General features: G+C 38.9%; 14 protein-coding genes. 3 read left to right on the top strand and 11 right to left on the bottom strand.

Features of this window, described 5'->3' with window-relative positions:
• Positions 1-111: 111 nt before the first annotated feature.
• Complete coding sequence (locus KNQ97_RS03195; RefSeq protein ID WP_001284927.1) at positions 112-870, bottom strand: Nif3-like dinuclear metal center hexameric protein; 759 nt, start codon at positions 868-870, stop codon at positions 112-114.
• A 193-nt stretch (positions 871-1,063) separates the two neighbouring features.
• On the opposite strand from KNQ97_RS03195, the gene KNQ97_RS03190 reads away from it, so the two are divergent.
• Entirely contained in the window at positions 1,064-2,239 is a 1,176-nt protein-coding gene (locus KNQ97_RS03190) for a S1C family serine protease (RefSeq protein ID WP_001254962.1), read from the top strand.
• 49 nt (positions 2,240-2,288) lie between these two features.
• Here the strand turns inward: KNQ97_RS03190 and KNQ97_RS03185 are convergent, their stop codons facing one another.
• The 6 genes from KNQ97_RS03185 to ahcY form a co-directional block, all read right to left on the bottom strand.
• Positions 2,289-3,527 (bottom strand): multifunctional CCA addition/repair protein, encoded by a 1,239-nt coding sequence (locus KNQ97_RS03185; RefSeq protein WP_001198539.1) that lies wholly within the window; start codon positions 3,525-3,527, stop codon positions 2,289-2,291.
• A 91-nt stretch (positions 3,528-3,618) separates the two neighbouring features.
• On the bottom strand, positions 3,619-5,889 hold the full coding sequence (locus KNQ97_RS03180) for an NADP-dependent malic enzyme (RefSeq protein ID WP_000342684.1): 2,271 nt from the start codon (positions 5,887-5,889) through the stop codon (positions 3,619-3,621).
• A 236-nt stretch (positions 5,890-6,125) separates the two neighbouring features.
• Positions 6,126-8,975: a bifunctional diguanylate cyclase/phosphodiesterase gene (locus tag KNQ97_RS03175; protein ID WP_253611803.1), complete on the bottom strand. Its 2,850-nt coding sequence runs from the start codon at positions 8,973-8,975 to the stop codon at positions 6,126-6,128.
• Between the two features lie 134 nt (positions 8,976-9,109).
• Entirely contained in the window at positions 9,110-9,832 is a 723-nt protein-coding gene (locus tag KNQ97_RS03170) for a 16S rRNA (uracil(1498)-N(3))-methyltransferase (RefSeq protein ID WP_001078574.1), read from the bottom strand.
• 18 nt (positions 9,833-9,850) lie between these two features.
• Positions 9,851-10,687, bottom strand: a complete 837-nt coding sequence (gene metF / locus KNQ97_RS03165) for a methylenetetrahydrofolate reductase [NAD(P)H] (RefSeq protein WP_000167014.1) — start codon at positions 10,685-10,687, stop codon at positions 9,851-9,853.
• Between the two features lie 71 nt (positions 10,688-10,758).
• The gene (ahcY, locus tag KNQ97_RS03160; protein WP_000994845.1) at positions 10,759-12,141 is read right to left on the bottom strand and encodes an adenosylhomocysteinase; all 1,383 of its coding nucleotides are present in this window, start codon (positions 12,139-12,141) and stop codon (positions 10,759-10,761) included.
• A 221-nt stretch (positions 12,142-12,362) separates the two neighbouring features.
• Here ahcY and KNQ97_RS03155 point away from each other — a divergent pair, with 221 nt between their 5' ends.
• Positions 12,363-12,899, top strand: coding sequence for a cysteine peptidase family C39 domain-containing protein (locus tag KNQ97_RS03155; protein ID WP_253611802.1), 537 nt, complete (start codon positions 12,363-12,365; stop codon positions 12,897-12,899).
• Between the two features lie 38 nt (positions 12,900-12,937).
• Here KNQ97_RS03155 and KNQ97_RS03150 read toward each other — a convergent pair whose 3' ends face one another.
• The 3 genes from KNQ97_RS03150 to lipA all read right to left on the bottom strand — a co-directional run bounded on the left by KNQ97_RS03150 (position 12,938) and on the right by lipA (position 17,187).
• Entirely contained in the window at positions 12,938-13,321 is a 384-nt protein-coding gene (locus KNQ97_RS03150) for a carboxymuconolactone decarboxylase family protein (protein ID WP_000043121.1), read from the bottom strand.
• A gap of 103 nt (positions 13,322-13,424) precedes the next feature.
• Positions 13,425-15,890, bottom strand: coding sequence for an acyl-CoA dehydrogenase (locus KNQ97_RS03145; RefSeq protein ID WP_253611801.1), 2,466 nt, complete (start codon positions 15,888-15,890; stop codon positions 13,425-13,427).
• Between the two features lie 283 nt (positions 15,891-16,173).
• Positions 16,174-17,187, bottom strand: coding sequence for a lipoyl synthase (gene lipA / locus KNQ97_RS03140; RefSeq protein WP_001289259.1), 1,014 nt, complete (start codon positions 17,185-17,187; stop codon positions 16,174-16,176).
• Between the two features lie 196 nt (positions 17,188-17,383).
• Here lipA and sthA point away from each other — a divergent pair, with 196 nt between their 5' ends.
• Entirely contained in the window at positions 17,384-18,796 is a 1,413-nt protein-coding gene (gene sthA, locus KNQ97_RS03135; RefSeq protein WP_001137505.1) for a Si-specific NAD(P)(+) transhydrogenase, read from the top strand.
• Positions 18,797-19,039: 243 nt separating this feature from the next.
• Here the strand turns inward: sthA and KNQ97_RS03130 are convergent, their stop codons facing one another.
• Positions 19,040-20,254, bottom strand: coding sequence for an MFS transporter (locus tag KNQ97_RS03130; RefSeq protein ID WP_016685954.1), 1,215 nt, complete (start codon positions 20,252-20,254; stop codon positions 19,040-19,042).
• Positions 20,255-20,345 lie beyond the last annotated feature (91 nt).

The raw sequence follows: 20,345 nt of genomic DNA, 5'->3' as shown, positions 1-20,345 counted from the left end.
TAAGTGGCTCTATTGTAAATGATTCTGGATGCAATAGGGCAGCCTTTTAAAGAACTATACACAATAAAGATCTAATTAATACGCATAACACAGATTGAAAAAAAGACTTAATTAAATCGGATTATTCAATTCAAAATATTCACTTTCAATAGCAAACTGTTTTGAAATTGCTTGTGCTAAACGTTGAACCCCATAACGTTCGGTTGCATGGTGACCACAGGCAAAATAATGAACGCCTAATTCTTTTGCTTCATAAAAAGTTCGTTCACTGACTTCGCCTGAAATATAAGCATCGCAATTTTGTAAAGCAGCTTTAGCAATAAAATCTTGAGCACCGCCTGTACAGAAGCCCACTTTTTGAATACTTTGTTTTTCAGCCGGTAAATGGATCACTTTAAAATCAAAACTGTTTTGTAGTTTTGCTTTAAATTCCTCTACAGAAAGCGCTTGCTCTAAATAACCAATATTACCAATTGGATGTTTCTCAGTTAGATCAAGTGGCTCTAAATTTTGTAAGTTTAGTTTTTCTGCAATAGCGATATTATTGCCCAAACTCGGATGTGCATCTAAAGGCAGATGATAAGCGACTAATGAGATATTATTTTGAATAAGTTTTTTTATACGGTTACCTCGCATACCAGTGATTGGGTACGGTTCGCCTTTCCAAAAATAACCGTGGTGTACGAGTAAGAGATCGGCATTCTGAGCAATGGCTGCATCAATTGCATCTTCAGAAGCAGTAACCGCACAAAGAATACGTTTTACTTCAGTTGAACCTTCAATTTGCAGGCCATTTGGTGCGTAATCTTTAAATTCTGCTGCTTTTAAGGTTTGGTCGCACCACTGAATAATTTCATGCAAATTTGCCATGATATTTCCTGAATTGAGTAGTAAAAGTTGCTAAAGCTATAGAAACATATTTTGTTGTGTAACTAAAGCTAGACAAATCTTTTTTGACTTTTTTATGTATATCGACATATTTAATTTAAAATGCTTAACTGAAAACTCTTTTTGTTCAATATATTAATTTAATTAAAAACTTCTTTGCGTAGAGGATATGAACGTGCGCCGCACCTTTACATGGTTACCTTGGGTGTTACTTATTATTGTAATTGCCAGTTTTATTGCATGGCAAAAATACCATCAGCCGAAACCAACTGTTGCAGTTGATGGGGTGCAAATGCCAGCTGAGAAAGTTGAGCCACTGGTTGATACTTCTCGAACGGGCGGGGTGGTGTCTTATAGTGCTGCGGTAAAAGTTGCAGCACCAGCAGTAGTTAATATTTTTACGACCCAGAAAGTTAAACAAAATCATCCTTTATTAAGTGATCCAGTATTCCGTGAATTTTTTGGAAATCAGGTTCCTGAGCAACAACAGCAAAATGAAAATAGTTTAGGTTCAGGGGTTATTGTTCGCGCCGATGGTTATATTCTCACCAATAATCATGTGATTGCTCAAGCTGACCAGATTGTGGTGGCATTACATGATGGACGTCGAGCAGAAGCTACAATTGTTGGCACCGACCCTGATACAGATTTGGCAGTTATTAAAATCGATTTAGATAAATTGCCAGTACTGCCTTTTAAGCTCAGTGGTAATGAAGTTGGTGATGTTGTTTTAGCAATTGGTAACCCATTTGGCGTAGGGCAAACTGTAACTCAAGGGATTATTTCAGCAACCGGTCGCTCTGATTTAGGTATTAATACCTATGAAGACTTTATTCAAACTGATGCTGCAATTAACCCAGGTAACTCAGGTGGCGCATTAATCGATGTGGCTGGTAACTTGATTGGTGTGAATACGGCGATTTTCTCACAATCGGGTGGCTCTTTAGGAATTGGCTTCGCGATTCCGGCAAAGGTTTGTCAGCAAGTATTAAACTCGATTTTAAAAGATGGTCGTGTTGTTCGTGGTTGGTTGGGTATTAGTTTACTTCCACCTACACAAGACGATGTATTGGCACCTAAGCAGCAAGTAGGTGTAGTGGTTGCTGATGTCTTAAAAAATGGTCCAGCAGATGCTGCAGGAATTAAAGTTGGCGATAAAATTGTTCAGGTGAATAATGAGCCGATCACTTCAGCTTCTCATTTAATTAATTATGTCGCTTTGCAAGCACCAAATAGCGAAATTAATGTTTTGGTTGAAAGAGAAGGCAAACAACAAAACTATGTTGTGACGGTAGGTGAGCGAAAAGCACAGAATACACAATCTCAGTATATTCCGCTTCCAAGACGTTAAAACCTAAATAAAAAAAGCCTCATTTTGAGGCTTTTTTTATTGTTGTTCATTAGGAGTGACTAAGACTTTGATGCTGATTTTTAAATTCAGCTAAAGCTTCAATTCGATATTGAATAAGCATTTCACCAATTTCAGCACCCTTAATGTTCTCCGGTAAATCTTGAACTTTAATGGAGCGAACAATTTGCATGGCTTCACGCATGTATTGAGCTTGAGGATATGGACGATCTTCTAGTCCTAATCTGCCTTTTGCATCACACTCGCAGGCTTGTACAAAAGCTTCCACTCTTTCTGGACGACGTAAAACATCTAAGCGTTGTAATAGACGCCATAAAGTACCAGGTTTCAAGGACATAATCTGATGACATTTTAAATGTTCTTTGCACACTGATAATGCCAATTGTTTGGTCTGTGTCGGAACTCTTAAACGTTCACATAATTGGGTAACTGGCTTAATCCCGCGTTCTTCATGCATGATATGACGAGGAAGTTCTTCAGCTGGAGTGAGGGCCTTACCAAGATCATGCACTAAAACAGCGAAACGTACATCAAGCGAGTAGTTCGACTTACAAGCTTGCTGTAATGACATTAAAGTATGAATGCCACAATCCACTTCAGGATGATATTCGGGGCGTTGAGGCACACCGAATAAAGCATCAATCTCAGGGAAAAGATGTTTTAAAGCCCCACAATCACGCAAAGTTTGGAAATAAATATCGGCATGATTTTCCATTAAAGCGCGTGAAGTTTCTTTCCAGACGCGCTCTGGTGTTAGTGCATCAAGTTCACCTGAATCTGCCATGGTTTGCATAAGTTGCAATGTCTCTGGCGCAATTTGAAAACCATATGGGAAATATCGGGCGGCAAAACGCGCGACTCGCAATACCCGTAAAGGGTCTTCAGCAAAAGCTTCTGAAACGTGGCGCAGAATTTTATTTTCTAAGTCGTTTTGGCCACCATATGGATCATATATTTTACCATCTTGATCCATTGCAATCGCATTAATGGTTAAGTCTCGACGAATTAAGTCATCTTCTAAACTAACGGTTGTATCAGTAAAGAATTGAAACCCGTGATATCCCTGTCCAGACTTTCGTTCGGTTCGTGCAAGTGCGTATTCTTCTTTGGTTTCGGGATGAAGAAACACAGGGAAATCTTTGCCTACAGGTTGAAAACCTTGGGCGAGCATGTGTTCCGGCGTTGCACCGACCACAACATAGTCTTTTTCTTGATAGGGATGCCCAAGTAAATAATCTCGAACAGCACCGCCTACTAAATACACTTGCATGAAAAAACCTCTATTCTTCAAGCAATCATGCTACAGAATAGAGGTTTTCTCAAGTCATTAGAAAGGCTTTTCGTAAAAAGCGGTTTCTAAATTACTTTTCTTGCTGTTGAATTTCAGCAACAGTTAAAGCAGTCATATTGATAAGACGGCGAGTCGTCGCTGTCGGAGTCAAAATATGAACTGGTTTAGCAGCACCTAGCAAAATTGGACCAATTGTTACGTTGTTACCAGAAGTTGCTTTTAACAAGTTGAACGAAATATTTGCTGCATCTAGGTTCGGCATAATCAACAAGTTCGCTGAACCTTTGAAACGAGAACCAGGGAATGCAAAATGACGAATATTTTCGTCTAATGCTGCATCACCATGCATTTCACCTTCAACTTCAAGCTCTGGAGCTTGCTCAGATAAAATACGATAAACTTCACGCATTTTTTGAGCGCTTGAGTCTGTCTGGTCACTACCGAAGCTTGAATGAGAAAGTAGCGCGACGCGTGGTGTAATACCAAAGCGACGTACTTCTTCAGCCGCTAAAATAGTCATTTCAGCAAGTTGTTCAGCAGTAGGATTAGTGTTTACATAAGTGTCAGCAATAAACAAGTTGCGATCTTCAAGCATTAATGCATTAAGCGTGAAGAAGTTGTTCATGCCTTCTTTAAGACCAATTACATTGCGTACGAAGTCAAGGTGAATGTTATAGCTACTGTAAGTACCACATAACATACCATCTGCTTTGCCAAACTTAACTAGAAGTGCAGCAATGAGTGTTGAACGACGGCGAGCTTCACGTTGAGCATATTCAACAGTGATGCCTTTGCGTTGCATAGTTTGATAGTAGTCTTTCCAGAACTCTTCGTATAACGGATTTTGTTCTTGATCTACAATCTCGATATTTACGCCGTGTTGTAAACGTAAGCCTAATTTTTTGATGTTTGCTTCAATGACTGCTGTACGACCAACTAAGATTGGTTTAGCTAAATCTTCATCAACTGCAATTTGAACAGCACGTAATACGCGCTCATCTTCACCTTCAGCGTATGCAATACGTTTAGGATCTGTTTTTGCTTGAGCAAAAATCGGTTTCATCAAGAATGCTGAGTTATAAACAAACTCAGAAAGTTTTTGACGATATGCAGAGAAATCTTCAATAGGACGAGTTGCAACACCTGAATCCATTGCTGCTTTAGCAACAGCAGGCGCAATTTCTAAAATCAAACGTTGATCAAGTGGGCGTGGAATTAAGTAGTCACGGCCAAATGAAGCAGATTTTTCACCATAAGTAGCTGCGTCAGCTTCTACGTGAGCCATACGTGCAATTGCGTGTACACATGCAATTTTCATATCTTCGTTAATTGTTGTAGCACCTACGTCAAGTGCACCACGGAAGATATAAGGGAAACATAAAGCATTGTTTACTTGGTTCGGGTAGTCCGAACGACCAGTTGCCATGATTACATCTGGACGTACTTCATGTGCATGTTCAGGCAGAATTTCTGGATCTGGGTTTGCTAATGCAAAAATAATCGGATTTTCAGCCATTTGTTTCACCATATCTTTGGTGAGAATACCAGCAGCTGAAAGACCTAAGAACATATCCGCGCCAGCCATTACTTCATGTAATTGAGTCGCTTTAATGTCTTGTACATAACGTTTTTTCGATTCATCCAAGCCTTCACGTGAAGTTGTAAGAAGACCACGAGAATCGGCAACAATGATGTTTTCTTTATTTACGCCTAAAGCACAAAGTAAATCTAAACAAGAAAGGGCAGCAGCACCTGCACCTGAAGCAACGATTTTGATTTCTTCAATTTTCTTATTAACGATTTGTAGAGCATTTAATAATGCTGAACCTACAATAATACTTGTTCCGTGTTGGTCATCATGGAACACAGGAATTTTCATGCGTTCACGAAGTTTCTTTTCAATGTAGAAACATTCAGGCGCTTTGATATCTTCAAGGTTAATACCGCCGAAAGTTGGTTCTAATGAAGCAACAATATCAACGATTTTATCTGGATCGTTTTCAGCAATTTCAATATCAAATACATCGACACCAGCGAACTTTTTGAACAGAACGCCTTTACCTTCCATTACCGGTTTAGAAGCTAATGGACCAATATTACCTAAACCAAGAACCGCAGTACCGTTACTGACAACAGCAACCAAGTTACCACGCGCTGTATATTTTGCAGCAGCTGAAGGATCACGTTCAATCTCTAAACATGGAGCAGCAACCCCTGGTGAATAAGCTAGAGCCAAATCTCGTTGGTTGACAAGTTGCTTACTTGGCGTGACGCTGATTTTCCCTGGATTTGGATATTCGTGGTAATTTAAAGCGGCCTGTTTTAAAGATTGATCGTCCATCTGAGTCTCTATTGATACAAAAAAGCAAACTAGTCAAGTTGCTCACAAAGGTTGGTAATTTATCTGCTTACTATGTACAAAATTATATCAAGTAACATAATAGGTAGACGAATGGCCAATAGCCTCATGGTGAGCTAAATGCTAAAGAATATAACACTACTTCTCTATTTCTCACAGTCAAAAACGCTCATTTTTGGAAAAACCAGCGCATGTAAAATAGACTGTTAAAACAATTATCAAATATGCGTATTTGTTTGTAGATATTGAAGAATCTGATTTGGATGAAGTGGACGGCTAAAGAAAAAGCCTTGTAAAAAATCACATTGCTGCTTTTGTAGGTAAATAACTTGTTCTTCGGTTTCCACACCTTCTGCAACTAGCTTTAATCCCATGCTTTTACCCATCGCAATCATCGCATTCACAATTGCTTCTTGTTTTTGATCACCGATTTTCGAAACAAAGGCTCGGTCAATTTTTAAAACATCGATTGGGTATTCTGTTAAATAAGCTAGCGATGAATATCCAGTGCCAAAATCATCTAGTGCAATTGAAATATTACGTTCTTTAATGGAGTGCAATAGTTTTTTTACATTGTCAGTATTATCTAATAAAGCAGATTCCGTGATTTCTAGTTCTAAATTTGAACCATCAAGATGATATGTGTCTAAAACTTCGTCTAAATCACTGAGTAAAAGACCTCGATGAATTTGTTGAGCAACAATATTTACAGAAACTCGGACATCGGCATAGCCAGCTTTTTTCCATTCTTGTAGCTGTTTGCCAACTTTATCTAAAACAACTTTACCAATATCGGAAATAAGGCTACTACGTTCAGCAAAAGGAATGAACATATTTGGCATAACTAACCCTTTTTCAGGATGCTGCCAGCGAATGAGGGCTTCAAAACCTTTAATCGATTTGTCATTTAAATTAATTTTTGGTTGGTAATACACCACAAATTCATTATTTTGAATGGCTTTACGCAACTCTTGTTCTAAGTCTGCTGTCTTATATGGGTTTGTAGTTTTATTACAATAATAGCTAATAGTGTTGCCACCTAAACGTTTTGCTTCCGACAAGGCTTGTTCGGCATGATTGTTGAGGTGATCAATTTGCCGGCCATGCTCAGGGAAACAAGCAACCCCAATAGAAGCTGTAATGAAATATTCTTGTTCATCAATATAAAAAGGCGCATTTAAAGCTTGTAATATATTTTGGCAATATTGCTCAATGTTGGGATGAATAGGTGATATTTCATAAATAATTGCAAAATCATCGCCGTTTAAGTAAGCCACTAAAATTGCATTGATATTGGTCAGTCGTAGTCGCTGTGCAAATTGTTTAAGTAACTCATCCCCACTATCATTATTTAGAAATTCATTAAATGCTCTAAATCTATCGATATTAATACGTATTAAAGCCAGATTTTTAAAACTATAAGATGGATTAACAAGATATTGATGTAATTGATTATAATAGTAAAAGCGGTTAGGAAGGTGAGTCAAACTATCATAGTTTTTTAAATAAGATAAATGCTGCTCTTGTCGCTTTTGGTCGGTTAAATCACGTGCAAAACCAATATAATTAATAATCTGGTTGTACTCATCTTTAACTGCATTAATATGAAGCCATAAATAGACACTTTTACCCGATGTAAACTTTTCATCAAATTGGCCCATATATTCGCCAGTTTTTAGAAGTTGTTGAGTAATGGAGTCGTGAAATTGTTGTTGCTGTAGCTTCTGATTTATTGTGATATTAAATAGCTGCTGACTTAATAATTCAGATTTTGAAAAGCCAGTTAATTTCTCATAATAGGGGTTAACTTCAATATAGTTGAGTTTTTCATCTAGAATAAAAATTCCTTCAGCTGCCTGCTCAAGCACAATCGCAGAAAGTCTCAAATGTTCTTGATCTTTTTTTTCCTGATGAATATCTCTGGTCATTCCAACCATACGTAAAGCTTTATTGGTTTTAGGATCACGGCTAATGACACGTCCTACGTCATGAATCCAACGCCACGAACCATTACGACGTAGAATACGGAAGGTAATATTGAAGTGATCAGATTTTCCTTCCAAGTGTTCTTTTAAACGTTCATCAAATAACTTTCGGTCATTGGGATGAATGCGCTCTAAAATTGACTTGAGGTGTAAAGGAGTATTTTGAGTTTGTTTTTGTTGATCAAAAAACGTTATTTCTAATTTTTGTTTCTCAATATCCCAATCCCACGGTCGGATACCTGCTGTTTCATGTGCAAATGCTAAATTATGATGATGGCTTTCAAGCCTCTCATTCATTTTAGTGAGGTCATATGTCCTTTCCCGAACCTTTTGTTCGAGCAAATGATTATTAAATTGAAGCTGTGCTTCAATATCTTTAGATTTATTTACTTCTTGTTGGAGCTGTACACATAACTCTTCAGCCCATTGAGTATGCTGTTCTGCTACTTGAACAAGTTGTTTATTTTTAAATAATAGTTGAGAAATTTTTTGATAGTTACGCTGAGTTGCATAAGCACAAAGTAAAGTTGCGACGAAAGCTAAATTATATGCAAAGTAAAAGGGGAGTTGGGTGATTTGAGAATGAGTAAACTGTCCAATAATGAGTGGAACTGTACTTGGAATAAAGAGTAAATAAAAATATCGAGGTTGTTGAGTTAAAAATGTAAGACCAATTATGTGGGCTGAGGTAATAAATAATGCTATGAGGATATGAACATCAGAAACAGATATTAAAGTGTCAGGAAGGGAAAAATGCAGAACAATGATATTTATTCCCATTAAAATTCCAGATGCTAAACAAATGCCTTGTAGCACTAAATCTGTTTTCTTAATGAAATGAATATCACGATAATGTGTTAATAGCTTTGGGACAAATAATAGACAAGTAAGCGTTAAAATAGTAAAGCCAATTGACCAAATAAAGTTTGTAATGTAAGAAGTAAAGTAACAAAAGAAAATAATAGCTGAAATTAGGCACAGTAAAATTAGGCTAACAAGATACCAGCGGATATATTGAATTGAGAGGCGAAGCTGCTCAATTTTTGTTTGATGCTGTAAATATTCTTCCTGAAGGCCAGACATAAGATTTTTCTATCCTATTTTTTTACATTTATACAGAAAGAATCTGATTTATCAGTGGAAAAAAATTTAAATTAATATTCATACCGTAAAAGTAAGTTAACTTTAATTGTTGATTTAATCAATGTTCAATAAGTTTATATGGATAAAAACCGATAATTTAAAATAGATAATGCTACAACAGGTGCAGTTTCAGTACGTAATACACGGTCCCCAATACACCAGTTCATAAATCCAGCTTGATTGGCTTGCGTAATTTCATTGTCACTTAAACCACCCTCAGGACCAATTAAGAGGGCTAGTTCAGGTTGTATCCCTGCCAATACATCTTTTTGTTCTTTTTCAGGAGCTAAAACAAATTTAGATACAGGAAGGTCAGATGAGTTTAACCATTCATGAAGAGAAATAGGGGCTAAAACTTCTGGAACTAAATTGAGTCCACATTGCTCACATGCTGCAATTGCAACAGCTTGCCAATGATCTAGTTTTTTTTGATCGCGGTCGTATTTTAAACGCATTTCGCAACGTTCACTGGTCAAGAGCTGAATCTTACTGACGCCAAGTTCAGTTGCTTTCTGAATGGCATAATCCATTCGGTCACCTTTACTCATGACCTGACCAAGAATGGCTTTAAATGGGGCATTACGGTCTACAGGATTAAAATTCTCAATAGTGACAAACGCATTTTTTTTATTAATTTCGGTCAATGTCGCGAGATACTCACCACCTTGGCCATTAAATAGTATGGCTTGTTCTTGTAATTGTGCGCGTAAAACACGTACCCAATGATGGAAGACTGATTCAGTTAGTTGAATTGTTGAGCCAACTGTAAGTTCAGTTTCGATAAAAAAACGATTCATTGGGTACGCCTTACAAAATTAATTTAAACCAAGGTCAACAACAAGCTGACGAGTTGGTTCGACTTGGTTCATTGAGTAGAAGTGTAAGCTTGGTGCACCACCTGCAATGAGGCGTTCGCATAGCTTAACAACAACTTCATGACCAAAAGCTTTAATACTTTCACTGTCATCGCCATAGGCTTGTAATTGCTTACGAATCCAGCGAGGAATTTCAGCACCAGTACCATCTGCAAAGCGAATTAAATTACTTGCATTGGTAATAGGCATGATACCAGGAGCGACTGGAATGTTAATTCCAGCTTTTTCCAAACGCTCTATAAAATAAAAGTATGAGTCTGGATTAAAGAAGAATTGAGTAATTCCCGCATTGGCACCAGCTTGTACTTTTTCAATAAAACGTTGGATATCTGAGTCGAGGCTTTCGGCTTGAGGATGCATTTCTGGATAAGCCGCAACTTCAATATGAAAGTGGTCGCCTGAGTGCTCACGAATAAAACGTACTAAATCTTGAGCATAAGGAAGTTCGCCAAGACCAACCTGTCCAGATGGTAAGTCGCCACGTAAAGCGACAATACGGTCAATGCCTTGAGCTTTGTATAAATCGAGTAGTTCAGCAATACGCGTCTTATCATCACCAATACAAGAAAGGTGAGGGGCAACAGGAGTGCCTTTACCATTGAAATCTTCAATAGCAGCAAGTGTGCGTTCACGAGTAGAACCACCAGCACCATAAGTAATCGAGAAAAACTCTGGATTTAATTGCTGTAATTCTTGGTGAACAATACGAAGTTTTTCAGCACCGGCATCAGTTTTTGGCGGAAAAAACTCAAAAGAAATAGGTGTACGTTTAGTCATGTCAAATCCTTGTAAACAGCGAAACATTTTTAGAAAAAAGGGCAGTCGGTTCACCGTCTGCCCTTATGTTCTTAGTATTTGTAAGCGTCAGATTTGAATGGCCCCTCAACAGCAACGCCTAAATAATCAGCTTGCTCTTGAGTTAACTGAGTGAGTACACCACCGAAACCTGCAACCATTGCAGCAGCAACTTCTTCGTCAAGTTTCTTAGGAAGAACTTCTACGCGAATTTTTGCAGCCTTTTCACTTGCAGGTAGATCAGCAAATTTCTCTTGGAATAAGTGAATTTGACCTAAAACTTGGTTAGCAAAAGAACCGTCCATTACACGTGATGGGTGACCAGTTGCATTACCTAAGTTTACAAGGCGGCCTTCAGAAAGAAGGATAAGATAGTTGTTTTCGTCTTCTGAACGATAAACTTGGTGAACTTGTGGCTTAACTTCAACCCACTTGTAACCACGTAAATAAGCCGTGTCGATTTCTGTATCGAAATGACCGATGTTACATACAACTGCACCAGCTTTTAAGCTGTCTAACATTGCTGCATCACACACGTGGTAGTTACCAGTTGTTGTTACGACAAGGTCAGTATTGCCAAGAAGATCGTGGTTAATATCTTCTTTTTTACCTGTTTGTACGCCGTTTTTGTATGGAGATACAACTTCATAACCATCCATACATGCTTGCATTGCACAAATTGGGTCAACTTCAGTTACACGAACGATCATGCCTTCTTGACGTAAAGATTGAGCAGAACCTTTACCTACGTCACCGTAACCGATCACAAGCGCACGACGGCCAGATAAAAGCATATCTGTTGCACGTTTGATTGCGTCATTTAATGAGTGACGGCAACCATATTTGTTGTCGTTTTTAGATTTAGTAACAGAGTCATTTACGTTGATTGCAGGTACTTTTAAAGTGCCGTCTTTCCACATTTCGATAAGACGTTGAACACCTGTTGTGGTTTCTTCGGTAATACCATGAATGCGCTCTAAAAGTGCAGGATATTTTTCATGAACAAGAGCAGTTAAGTCACCGCCATCATCCAAGATCATGTTGGCATCCCAAGGTTGGCCATTTACATTAATTTGTTGTTCAAGGCACCATACATATTCTTCTTCAGTTTCACCTTTCCAAGCAAAAACTGGAATACCGCGAGCAGCAATTGCAGCAGCAGCGTGGTCTTGAGTCGAGAAGATATTACAAGATGTCCAGCGAACTTCAGCACCCAATTCAACAAGCGTTTCAATAAGAACCGCTGTTTGAATAGTCATGTGGATACAACCAAGAATTTTTGCACCAGCAAGTGGTTTAGACGCTGCATAACGTTTACGTAAGCCGATCAAAGCTGGCATTTCTGCTTCAGCAAGTTTGATTTCTTTACGACCGTAGTCAGCAAGTGAGATGTCAGCAACTTTGTAATCTGTAAATGAAGCATTAACCGCGTTCATCAGGATCTCCTAGGAAAAAATAGTATTGATCATTCTGTTCGCGGATGCCGTTGTTGGTTAAAACGAGTGTTTAACCGATCGTCGAGCCTGGCAAAATGATCTTTAGTGCCGATCATTTGTCGCAGCATCCCTCGACTAGCGAAACATTGTACTTGGAAAAGCTTTTAGTGCCAATCCAGTTTTGTTTATTATCTGCGTAATTACGACTTTAGATCTAAATTATGGCCTTAAATATTCCCGAATCTTTGGCAACCCTCGAAGCGAACTGTGGCCTTTTTGCAGTTTGGATGGTACTTCAACATCATGGAGTACAAATTGATGTTGCTGAGCTGATTAAAGTTTGCCGCTATGACGATGAAGGAACTTATACGATTGCTTTAGCCGTTGCTTTAAAAAAGTTGGGCTTTGAGGTGTCATTTCACTCAGATCATGATCCTAACATTAGCTCAAGCGAACGCATGAGCTATAAAGAAGCAAAGGTATTAAGAATACCAACTGGGCCAGCGCTGAGCTATCAAGATATTCAAACAGACACGCAAAATGGAAAAATGGTGATTGTGTACTACGACACTTTAGAAGGGGTAGGGAATCAGTCACTCATTTATTCTATAGATCAAAATGAAATCTGCTTTTTTGATAGTTTTGAGCCGATGTCGGCAGCAGTTTTTGAGAATCAACGTAAAGCAGAAGGTATTTGCCGTCAGGCTGTCGTGATTGGTGATCGTAATTTAAATATTCATTCGACTAAATTGAATTAAACTTAAATGAGCCAGTAAAGTGCTGGCTCATACTGAAGTTATTGTTGTTGATATTCTTGAATGACTTCTAACGCAGCCCGGAAAGCTTCCTGAGTAGCAGGGGCACCGCAATATGGCAGGCTATGCAATAAAGTTTCCTGAATTTCTTCAACTGTACAACCATTGTTGAGTGCACCACGAACATGGCCCTTGAGTTCTGTTGGTGATTTGAGTGCAGTTAACATTGCCAAAGTAATTAATGAGCGATATTTACGTGGCAGCACACCTTCACGTTGCCAAGTCGATCCCCATGCATGTTCATTAATCCAGTCTTGTAAAGGCTGGGTAAAGGGCACGGTATTTTCTTGGGCACGTTTTACAAAAGCTTCTCCCATCACTTCTGTGCGAACTTTTAATCCATTTTCGTAATCTTGCTTAGACATTAATTTCTCCTAAAAATAAAAGCGTCGAGTGACGCTTTTATGGCTGTTTATTAATTAATGCGATTCAAAAATGATTGCAATAGTGAATTAGTGGAGGCATCAGTCACACTATTTGATGAGGATTTGATAAAGGTAGGTCTTTATTTAGCTTTTCATCAAAAACATCGGTAAGCATGCTATCGAATCGAATTGCGTTGTACTGCAATAATTGTTGAGCTTCGCTTTCAGAAATAAAGCCTTCTTTTATCGCTTGAGCAATATTCTCTTCAAAAGTAAGACCCGTAAATTTGCCTTTGGATTCAGCTTTCTTAAACTTATCCCAAAGCGGCTCAATGGTTCTTAACATTTGGAATGTGTGCTCTAGACGGCCAGTGACATCATTAGGTTCAGTTGAATAGTACACATGGCGTTTGAGTTGCTCTCTAAACGGATGTTCTTCCATCATGAGTTCAGCAACTTGTTGTTTTAACTCATCGTCAGGTTTTGAAATCACACGACCTAGCGGGAAACATATCCATTTGACAAATGCTGCTGGAAGCTTGGCTGGGAAGTTGTCAAATAGCCCCCAAAATGCTTCCTGAATATTCAAGAATGCTTTTTGCAGTGCTAGTTTTGCATGCAATTGTTCAGCTTCAGTTTTTTGTCCAGCCTCATAAAATTTTAAAATCGCTGTGGCAATAAACAAGTGCGCGTGAATATCTGCCAAGCGGCCTGATAGCATTTCTTTACGCTTTAGGTCTCCTGCGAGTAAGCCAAGTGCCATATCGGAAACAAGTGAAAAATTGGCGCTAAAACGATTGATGGTTTTATAGTAACTTGCAGTGAATTGATCTGCTGATTGAGGTGCATCACTCGAACCACCCGTCCAACCATAAGCAAATGATCTAGCACCGCGGTTAAAGGTATAGGCTAAATGTTTAAACAACAAATCATCGAATTTTTGTACGGCATTGGCTTTGTCATCAGACTGAAGTAATTGCAATTCTTCAAAAAGATAAGGGTGACAGCGCATTGAGCCTTGACCAAAAATCATCAATGAACGGGTTAAAATATTTGCGCCTTCTACCGTAATAGCAATTGGAATCGCTTGATAGGTAAGGGCAAGGAAATTACGTGGCCCAAGTTGAATTGCACGTCCTCCAGCAATATCCATTCCGTGATTGATAACTTTACGCATCGTTTCAGTTGCATAGTATTTTGCCATGGCAGTCATTACAGCAGGGGTTCCACCTTGGTTTAGACCACACGTCACTAAATAACGAAATGCTTCAAGCATATAGGCATCGCTGGCAATTTCACTGCTAGCTTCTTGTACACCTTCAAATTTGCCGACAGAAATATTGAACTGTTGACGAATTCTTGCAAAAGCACCGACAGTGAGATAGCTCATTTCACCTGCGGCTGTGGCCAATGCTGGCAGTGAAATACCTCGGCCAACACCTAGGCATTCCATCAGCATGCGCCAGCCTTTACCGGCATTTTCTTGTCCGCCAATAATCCAGTCAATTGGAATGAAGACATCTTCACCCTCTACTGTCCCATTCATGAATGGAGAGCCCGGATAATGTCGTGCACCTATTTTTACGCCTGCATGATTGGCTGGAATTAAAGCACAGGTAATCCCGTACTCAGTTTTAGTTTTATCTCCAAGTAAACCTTCGGGGTCATAAAGTTTAAATGCTAGACCGACCACTGTGGCAATTGGAGCGAGCGTAATCCAACGTTTAGAGAAATTCATGCGGAGCCCAAGAACTTGAGCACCTTCATATTCGCCATAGCAGACTACACCCGAATCTGGAATTGCACCTGCATCTGAACCTGCTTCCGGACTGGTTAAACCAAAGCATGGAATTTCTTCACCTTTAGCAAGTCCCGGTAGATATTGCTGCTTTTGCGCATCTGTACCATAATGCATGAGTAATTCACCGGGTCCTAATGAGTTAGGAACCATACAACTCACCGCAGCAGTTAATGAACGCGAGGCAATTTTGCTCATAATGCGACTTTGAGCAAATGAGCTGAACTCTTTACCGCCAAAGGATCTTGGAATAATAAGGCCTAAGAAGCCTTTATCTTTAATGAACTGCCAAACTTCAGGAGGAAGGTCTTTTAATTGATGGTGAATTTCCCATTCATCAAGCATGCTACATAGCACTTCAACTTCATTATCGATAAAACTTTGTTCTTCTGGTGAAAGTGTAGGATAGGGATATTTTTCAAATTGCGACCAATCTGGAGCCCCCATAAATAACTCTTTTTCCCACCAGCTTGTTCCTGCTTCTAAGGCTTCTTGTTCAGTGGTACTGATGCTCGGCATTGAGTTGGCCAGAGTTTTATATGCAGGTTGGGTAATTAAGTTAAACCGTAAAGGTTTAAACAAAATAATAATGCTAAGTGCAATAAGGGGAATCCCTAAAAGTAATGCCCACGGCGTTAAAATGAAAGCAGTAAGTATGGCTACAGCAATCGTAATAACACTACCAGCGACTCTATTTAGGTTAAAAAAGAAAATTGCCCATATTGCAACAAGCTGAATGACAATACTTAAAACAAAGAGTAGGAAAATCATACTTGCTCCTTGCTAGATAAGCCCTCAAGTTAGAAATAATAAAAAAGCGAGGAGAGATTTAAGGCTTAACTAGCGAATTTTTTAATGCTGTTTAAATTTGATTTTTTATGTCGCAATTGATGTATATGCTAGAGCAGGGATATATCGTGCTTTTAGGTATAAAATATTTTTGAATGAAAGTGTAATGGCTTGTTTTATCGATTTGTCAAGAAATGTTATTGATTTTCTTGTATAAATAAAAAAGCCCTCATAATCTGAAGGCCTTTTTAATACTTATGGAGTGTTAAGCTTCGATTGCTTGTACCGCAATTTTTTTCGCAGGATCTACCTTGCGACGAACTTCAGGAACAGGTTCACCATAGTATTGGCGATCAGCAAAATAGCTTGAACGAACCATTGGTGCAGACCAAATATTTCTAAAGCCAAGTTTACGGCCATGCTCTGCATAACGTTCAAATTCTTCTGGTGTTACAAAACGGTCAATTGGTGCATGCTGTTTAGAAGGCTGTAAGTATTGACCAATAGTGACATAGTCGACATCGTGAGCACGTAAGTCATCAAGCAATGCAATAACTTCTTCTTCAGTTTCACCAATACCCACCATCAAACCACATTTTGTTGGGATGTCTGGGCAGTATTCTTTAAACATTTTTAATAGGTTTAAAGAGTGCTGATAATCTGAACCTGGACGCATCGCTTTATATAGACGAGGTACAGTCTCAATGTTGTGGTTAAATACGTCTGGTGGACATTCAGTCATAATGCGTAAAGCAATATCCATACGTCCACGGAAGTCCGGTACTAAAATTTCAAGTAATGTATTTGGGCTAAGTGCGCGAGCTTCTTTAATACAGTCCACAAAATGTTGTGCACCGCCGTCAAGCAAGTCATCACGGTCAACCGAAGTGATTACTGCGTATTTGAGCTTAAGATTGGCAATTGTCTCTGCCATGTGGCGTGGTTCATCAGGGTCCAATGCATTTGGACGACCATGCGCTACGTCACAGAAAGGGCAACGACGTGTACAAATATCACCCATGATCATGAATGTTGCTGTACCACCGCCAAAGCATTCTGGAAGGTTCGGACAAGCTGCTTCTTCACAAACGGTATGGAGTTTTTGAGCACGTAAAGTCGTTTTAATACGCTGAACTTCTTCTGGTGCCGTCATCTTGACACGAATCCAGTCAGGTTTACGCGGCACTTCAACCGTAGGTACAACTTTTACAGGAATTCTTGCGACTTTTTCTGCGCCACGAAGTTTTACACCCTGTTCAGGTTTACGGTGTTCTGACATATTTAACTTTTCCACTCGTTTATAGAGACATTGACATTGTATTATAGCGGACTTCTACAAGTAATAGCGGAAAATAACTATTCATATAATAAATGTGGCTATTCAGAAATATAGGGTTGAGAAATACATAAATTCACCGCATATTAGCCATAATTTATTATAAAATATGGTCATTCAACAGAGGAAGGAGCTTTCAATGCCACGTAAAAAAGAGGTCGTTAGTGGGAATTTCGTTAAGTACGATGCGGTAGTTCTCGGTTCTGGACCTGCAGGTGAAGGCGCGGCAATGAAGCTTGCAAAAGCTGGTAAGCGTGTTGCAATTGTAGATGTACGTGATCAACTCGGTGGTAACTGTGCACACGTAGGAACCATTCCAAGTAAAGCATTACGTCAAACAGTTTCTAGCATTATTCGCTATCAGCGTGATCCAATGTTTCAAAAAGTAGGTGAATGGAAACAGTTCACTATGAAACAGGTCTTGCGTAATGCGCACAAAGTGATTCAACAACAGGTTGATACGCATACACGCTTTTATGACCGTAACAAAATTGGTGTCTTCCACGGTCGTGCATATATTCAAGACAAAAACACAGTTTTAGTTTTTAGCCACGAAGGCATTAAAGAAACAATTATCTGTAAGCAAATCGTGATTGCGACAGGTAGCCGTCCTTATCATCCGCAAGGTCTTGATTTTGACCACCCGCGCGTATTTGATTCGGACAAAATTCTTGATCTTGATTACTCAATTCAAAAAATCATTATTTACGGCGCAGGTGTTATTGGCTGTGAATATGCCTCAATCTTTATTGGTTTAGACCATAAAGTTGACTTGATCAATACTCAACAAAAACTCTTAAGTTATCTAGATGATGAAATCGCCGATGCTTTGTCTTATCACTTACGTGAACAGGGCGTGTTGATTCGTCACAATGAACAAATGGATCATCTTGAAACATTTGATGATCACGTTGTTCTACATTTACAAAGTGGTAAAAAGATTAAAGCTGATGCGATTCTTTGGTGTAATGGCCGTTCAGGTAACACAGAAGGTTTAGGTCTTGAAAATGTTGGGTTGGTACCAAATAGTCGTGGTCAACTTTCTGTAAATGATCAATATCAAACTGAAGTTGAAAACATCTATGCGGCTGGTGACGTGATTGGTTGGCCTTCACTTGCTTCGGCTGCCTATGACCAAGGGCGCTGTGCTGGTGCAAACATGAGTGGTGAAGACGCTAAGCCGGTACGTGATATCCCTACAGGTATTTATACCATTCCGGAAATCTCATCTATTGGTAAGAATGAACAGGAATTAACGGAAGAGAAAATTCCGTATGAAGTCGGTCAGGCTTCTTTCCGTCATTTAGCTCGTGCACAAATTACCGGTGATACAGTAGGTGAGTTGAAGATTCTTTTCCATCGTGACACTTTGGAAATTTTAGGTATTCACTGTTTTGGTAATAATGCTGCTGAAATTATCCACATTGGACAAGCAGTTATGCACAGCCCAAACAATACTTTGAAATATTTTGTTGAAACGACATTTAACTATCCAACAATGGCTGAAGCATACCGTGTAGCTGCACTTAATGGTATGAATCGTTTATTTTGATTTTAAATAAGTTTTTCATAAAAAAGCCCGCAAACTTGCGGGCTTTTTTATTTTTATTAGACCATATGTTTTTTATATTTTTATGACAATGTACAGAGTGATTTCAGCGTCACATCTCTCTAGTGTGCACAAAATGCTTGATTAAAATATTCAAACAAATCAGGTGTCTGTTTCCATAAAACAATAGATAAAACCAGAAGAGCTAAGATGAGGAAAGTCATAATTGTTTTCAAAAGTATGGCATTATGCGTCATGAATAACAGCCTCCTCATTTACAAAGAAATGTACGATTACCCCTAATATACTCAATGCGATAGAACAGAGCCAAATCGCATTGTAATTACCTGTTAAATCATGGTTAACACCGCCAAGCCAACCACCAAAGAAAGACCCGACTTGATGGGTGAAAAATACAATACCACTTAACATTGAAAGGTATTTAACACCAAACATATTTGCCACGATACCGTTGGTGAGAGGAACCGTAGAAAGCCATAGAAGTCCCATGATAATACCGAAAGCATATACTGTATAAGTGCTTAGAGGTAATAATAAGAAAGCAATGATTGCGATGCCGCGGCTACCATAAAGTGCCATTAATAACTTAGGTTTCGAAAAACGATCTCCTAACCAGCCTGCGCCATAAGTCCCTACGATATTAAATAATCCGACTAAAGCAAGAAACACCGTACCTGTAGCGGCATCAAAGCCGTGGTCGATTAAATAACCTGGTAGGTGAACACCCAAAAAGACAACTTGGAAGCCACATACTAAAAAGCCTAAAGCTAACCACCAAAAAGGTTTATGTTTTCTAGCAATATTCAGTACTTGTTTAAAGGTGAGCTGAGGTTGGGCAATTGCTTTTGGGGTTTGGTTGCTTGGCCCTTTTAACATCCATGCTAGAGGCATAATAAGAGCGATTAACAGCGCACTTACCATTAAAGCTGATGACCATCCCACTGTCTTAAGTAAGAGAAGGGTAGAAGGCAGCATAATAAATTGGCCAAAAGAACCAGCTGCACTGGCAATACCCATTGCCATACTTCTTTTTTCCGGCGGAGCAGCTCGGCCTACTGCGCTAAGCAAAACTGTAAATGAGGTTGCTGATAAAGCTAAACCAATAATAAGACCTAAGCTTAAATTCAAAATGAGTACACTTGAACTAAAAGCCATTAAGAGTAAGCCAAGGGTATAAAGTAATCCGCCGACTGTTACCACAACTTTACTGCCATATTTATCTGCAATTGCCCCAGTAAAAGGCTGAACTGCACCCCAGATTAGATTTTGCATGGCAATTGCTAGACTAAAAACATGCTGTCCCCAACCGAACTCATGACTCATCGGGACTAAATAAAGCCCAAAACCATGTCGTACACCTAGTGACAAAGCCAAAATAATGGCACTTCCAATGAGCATATAAATGAGTGATTGAGAAAACTGATGGCTTGTTTTAGTCATTGTGAGTAGAAAATTATAAGAATGTGATAAATCATTGTAGAAGATATATCTAATAATATCGATATATCTATAAAATTATTTTAAGAAAAGT

Source organism: Acinetobacter sp. UC24323, from assembly GCF_024151445.1.
Classification (GTDB): domain Bacteria; phylum Pseudomonadota; class Gammaproteobacteria; order Pseudomonadales; family Moraxellaceae; genus Acinetobacter; species Acinetobacter baumannii.
Note: the sequence above shows the minus strand (reverse complement) of the source record. Positions and strands in the feature narration are given on the sequence as shown.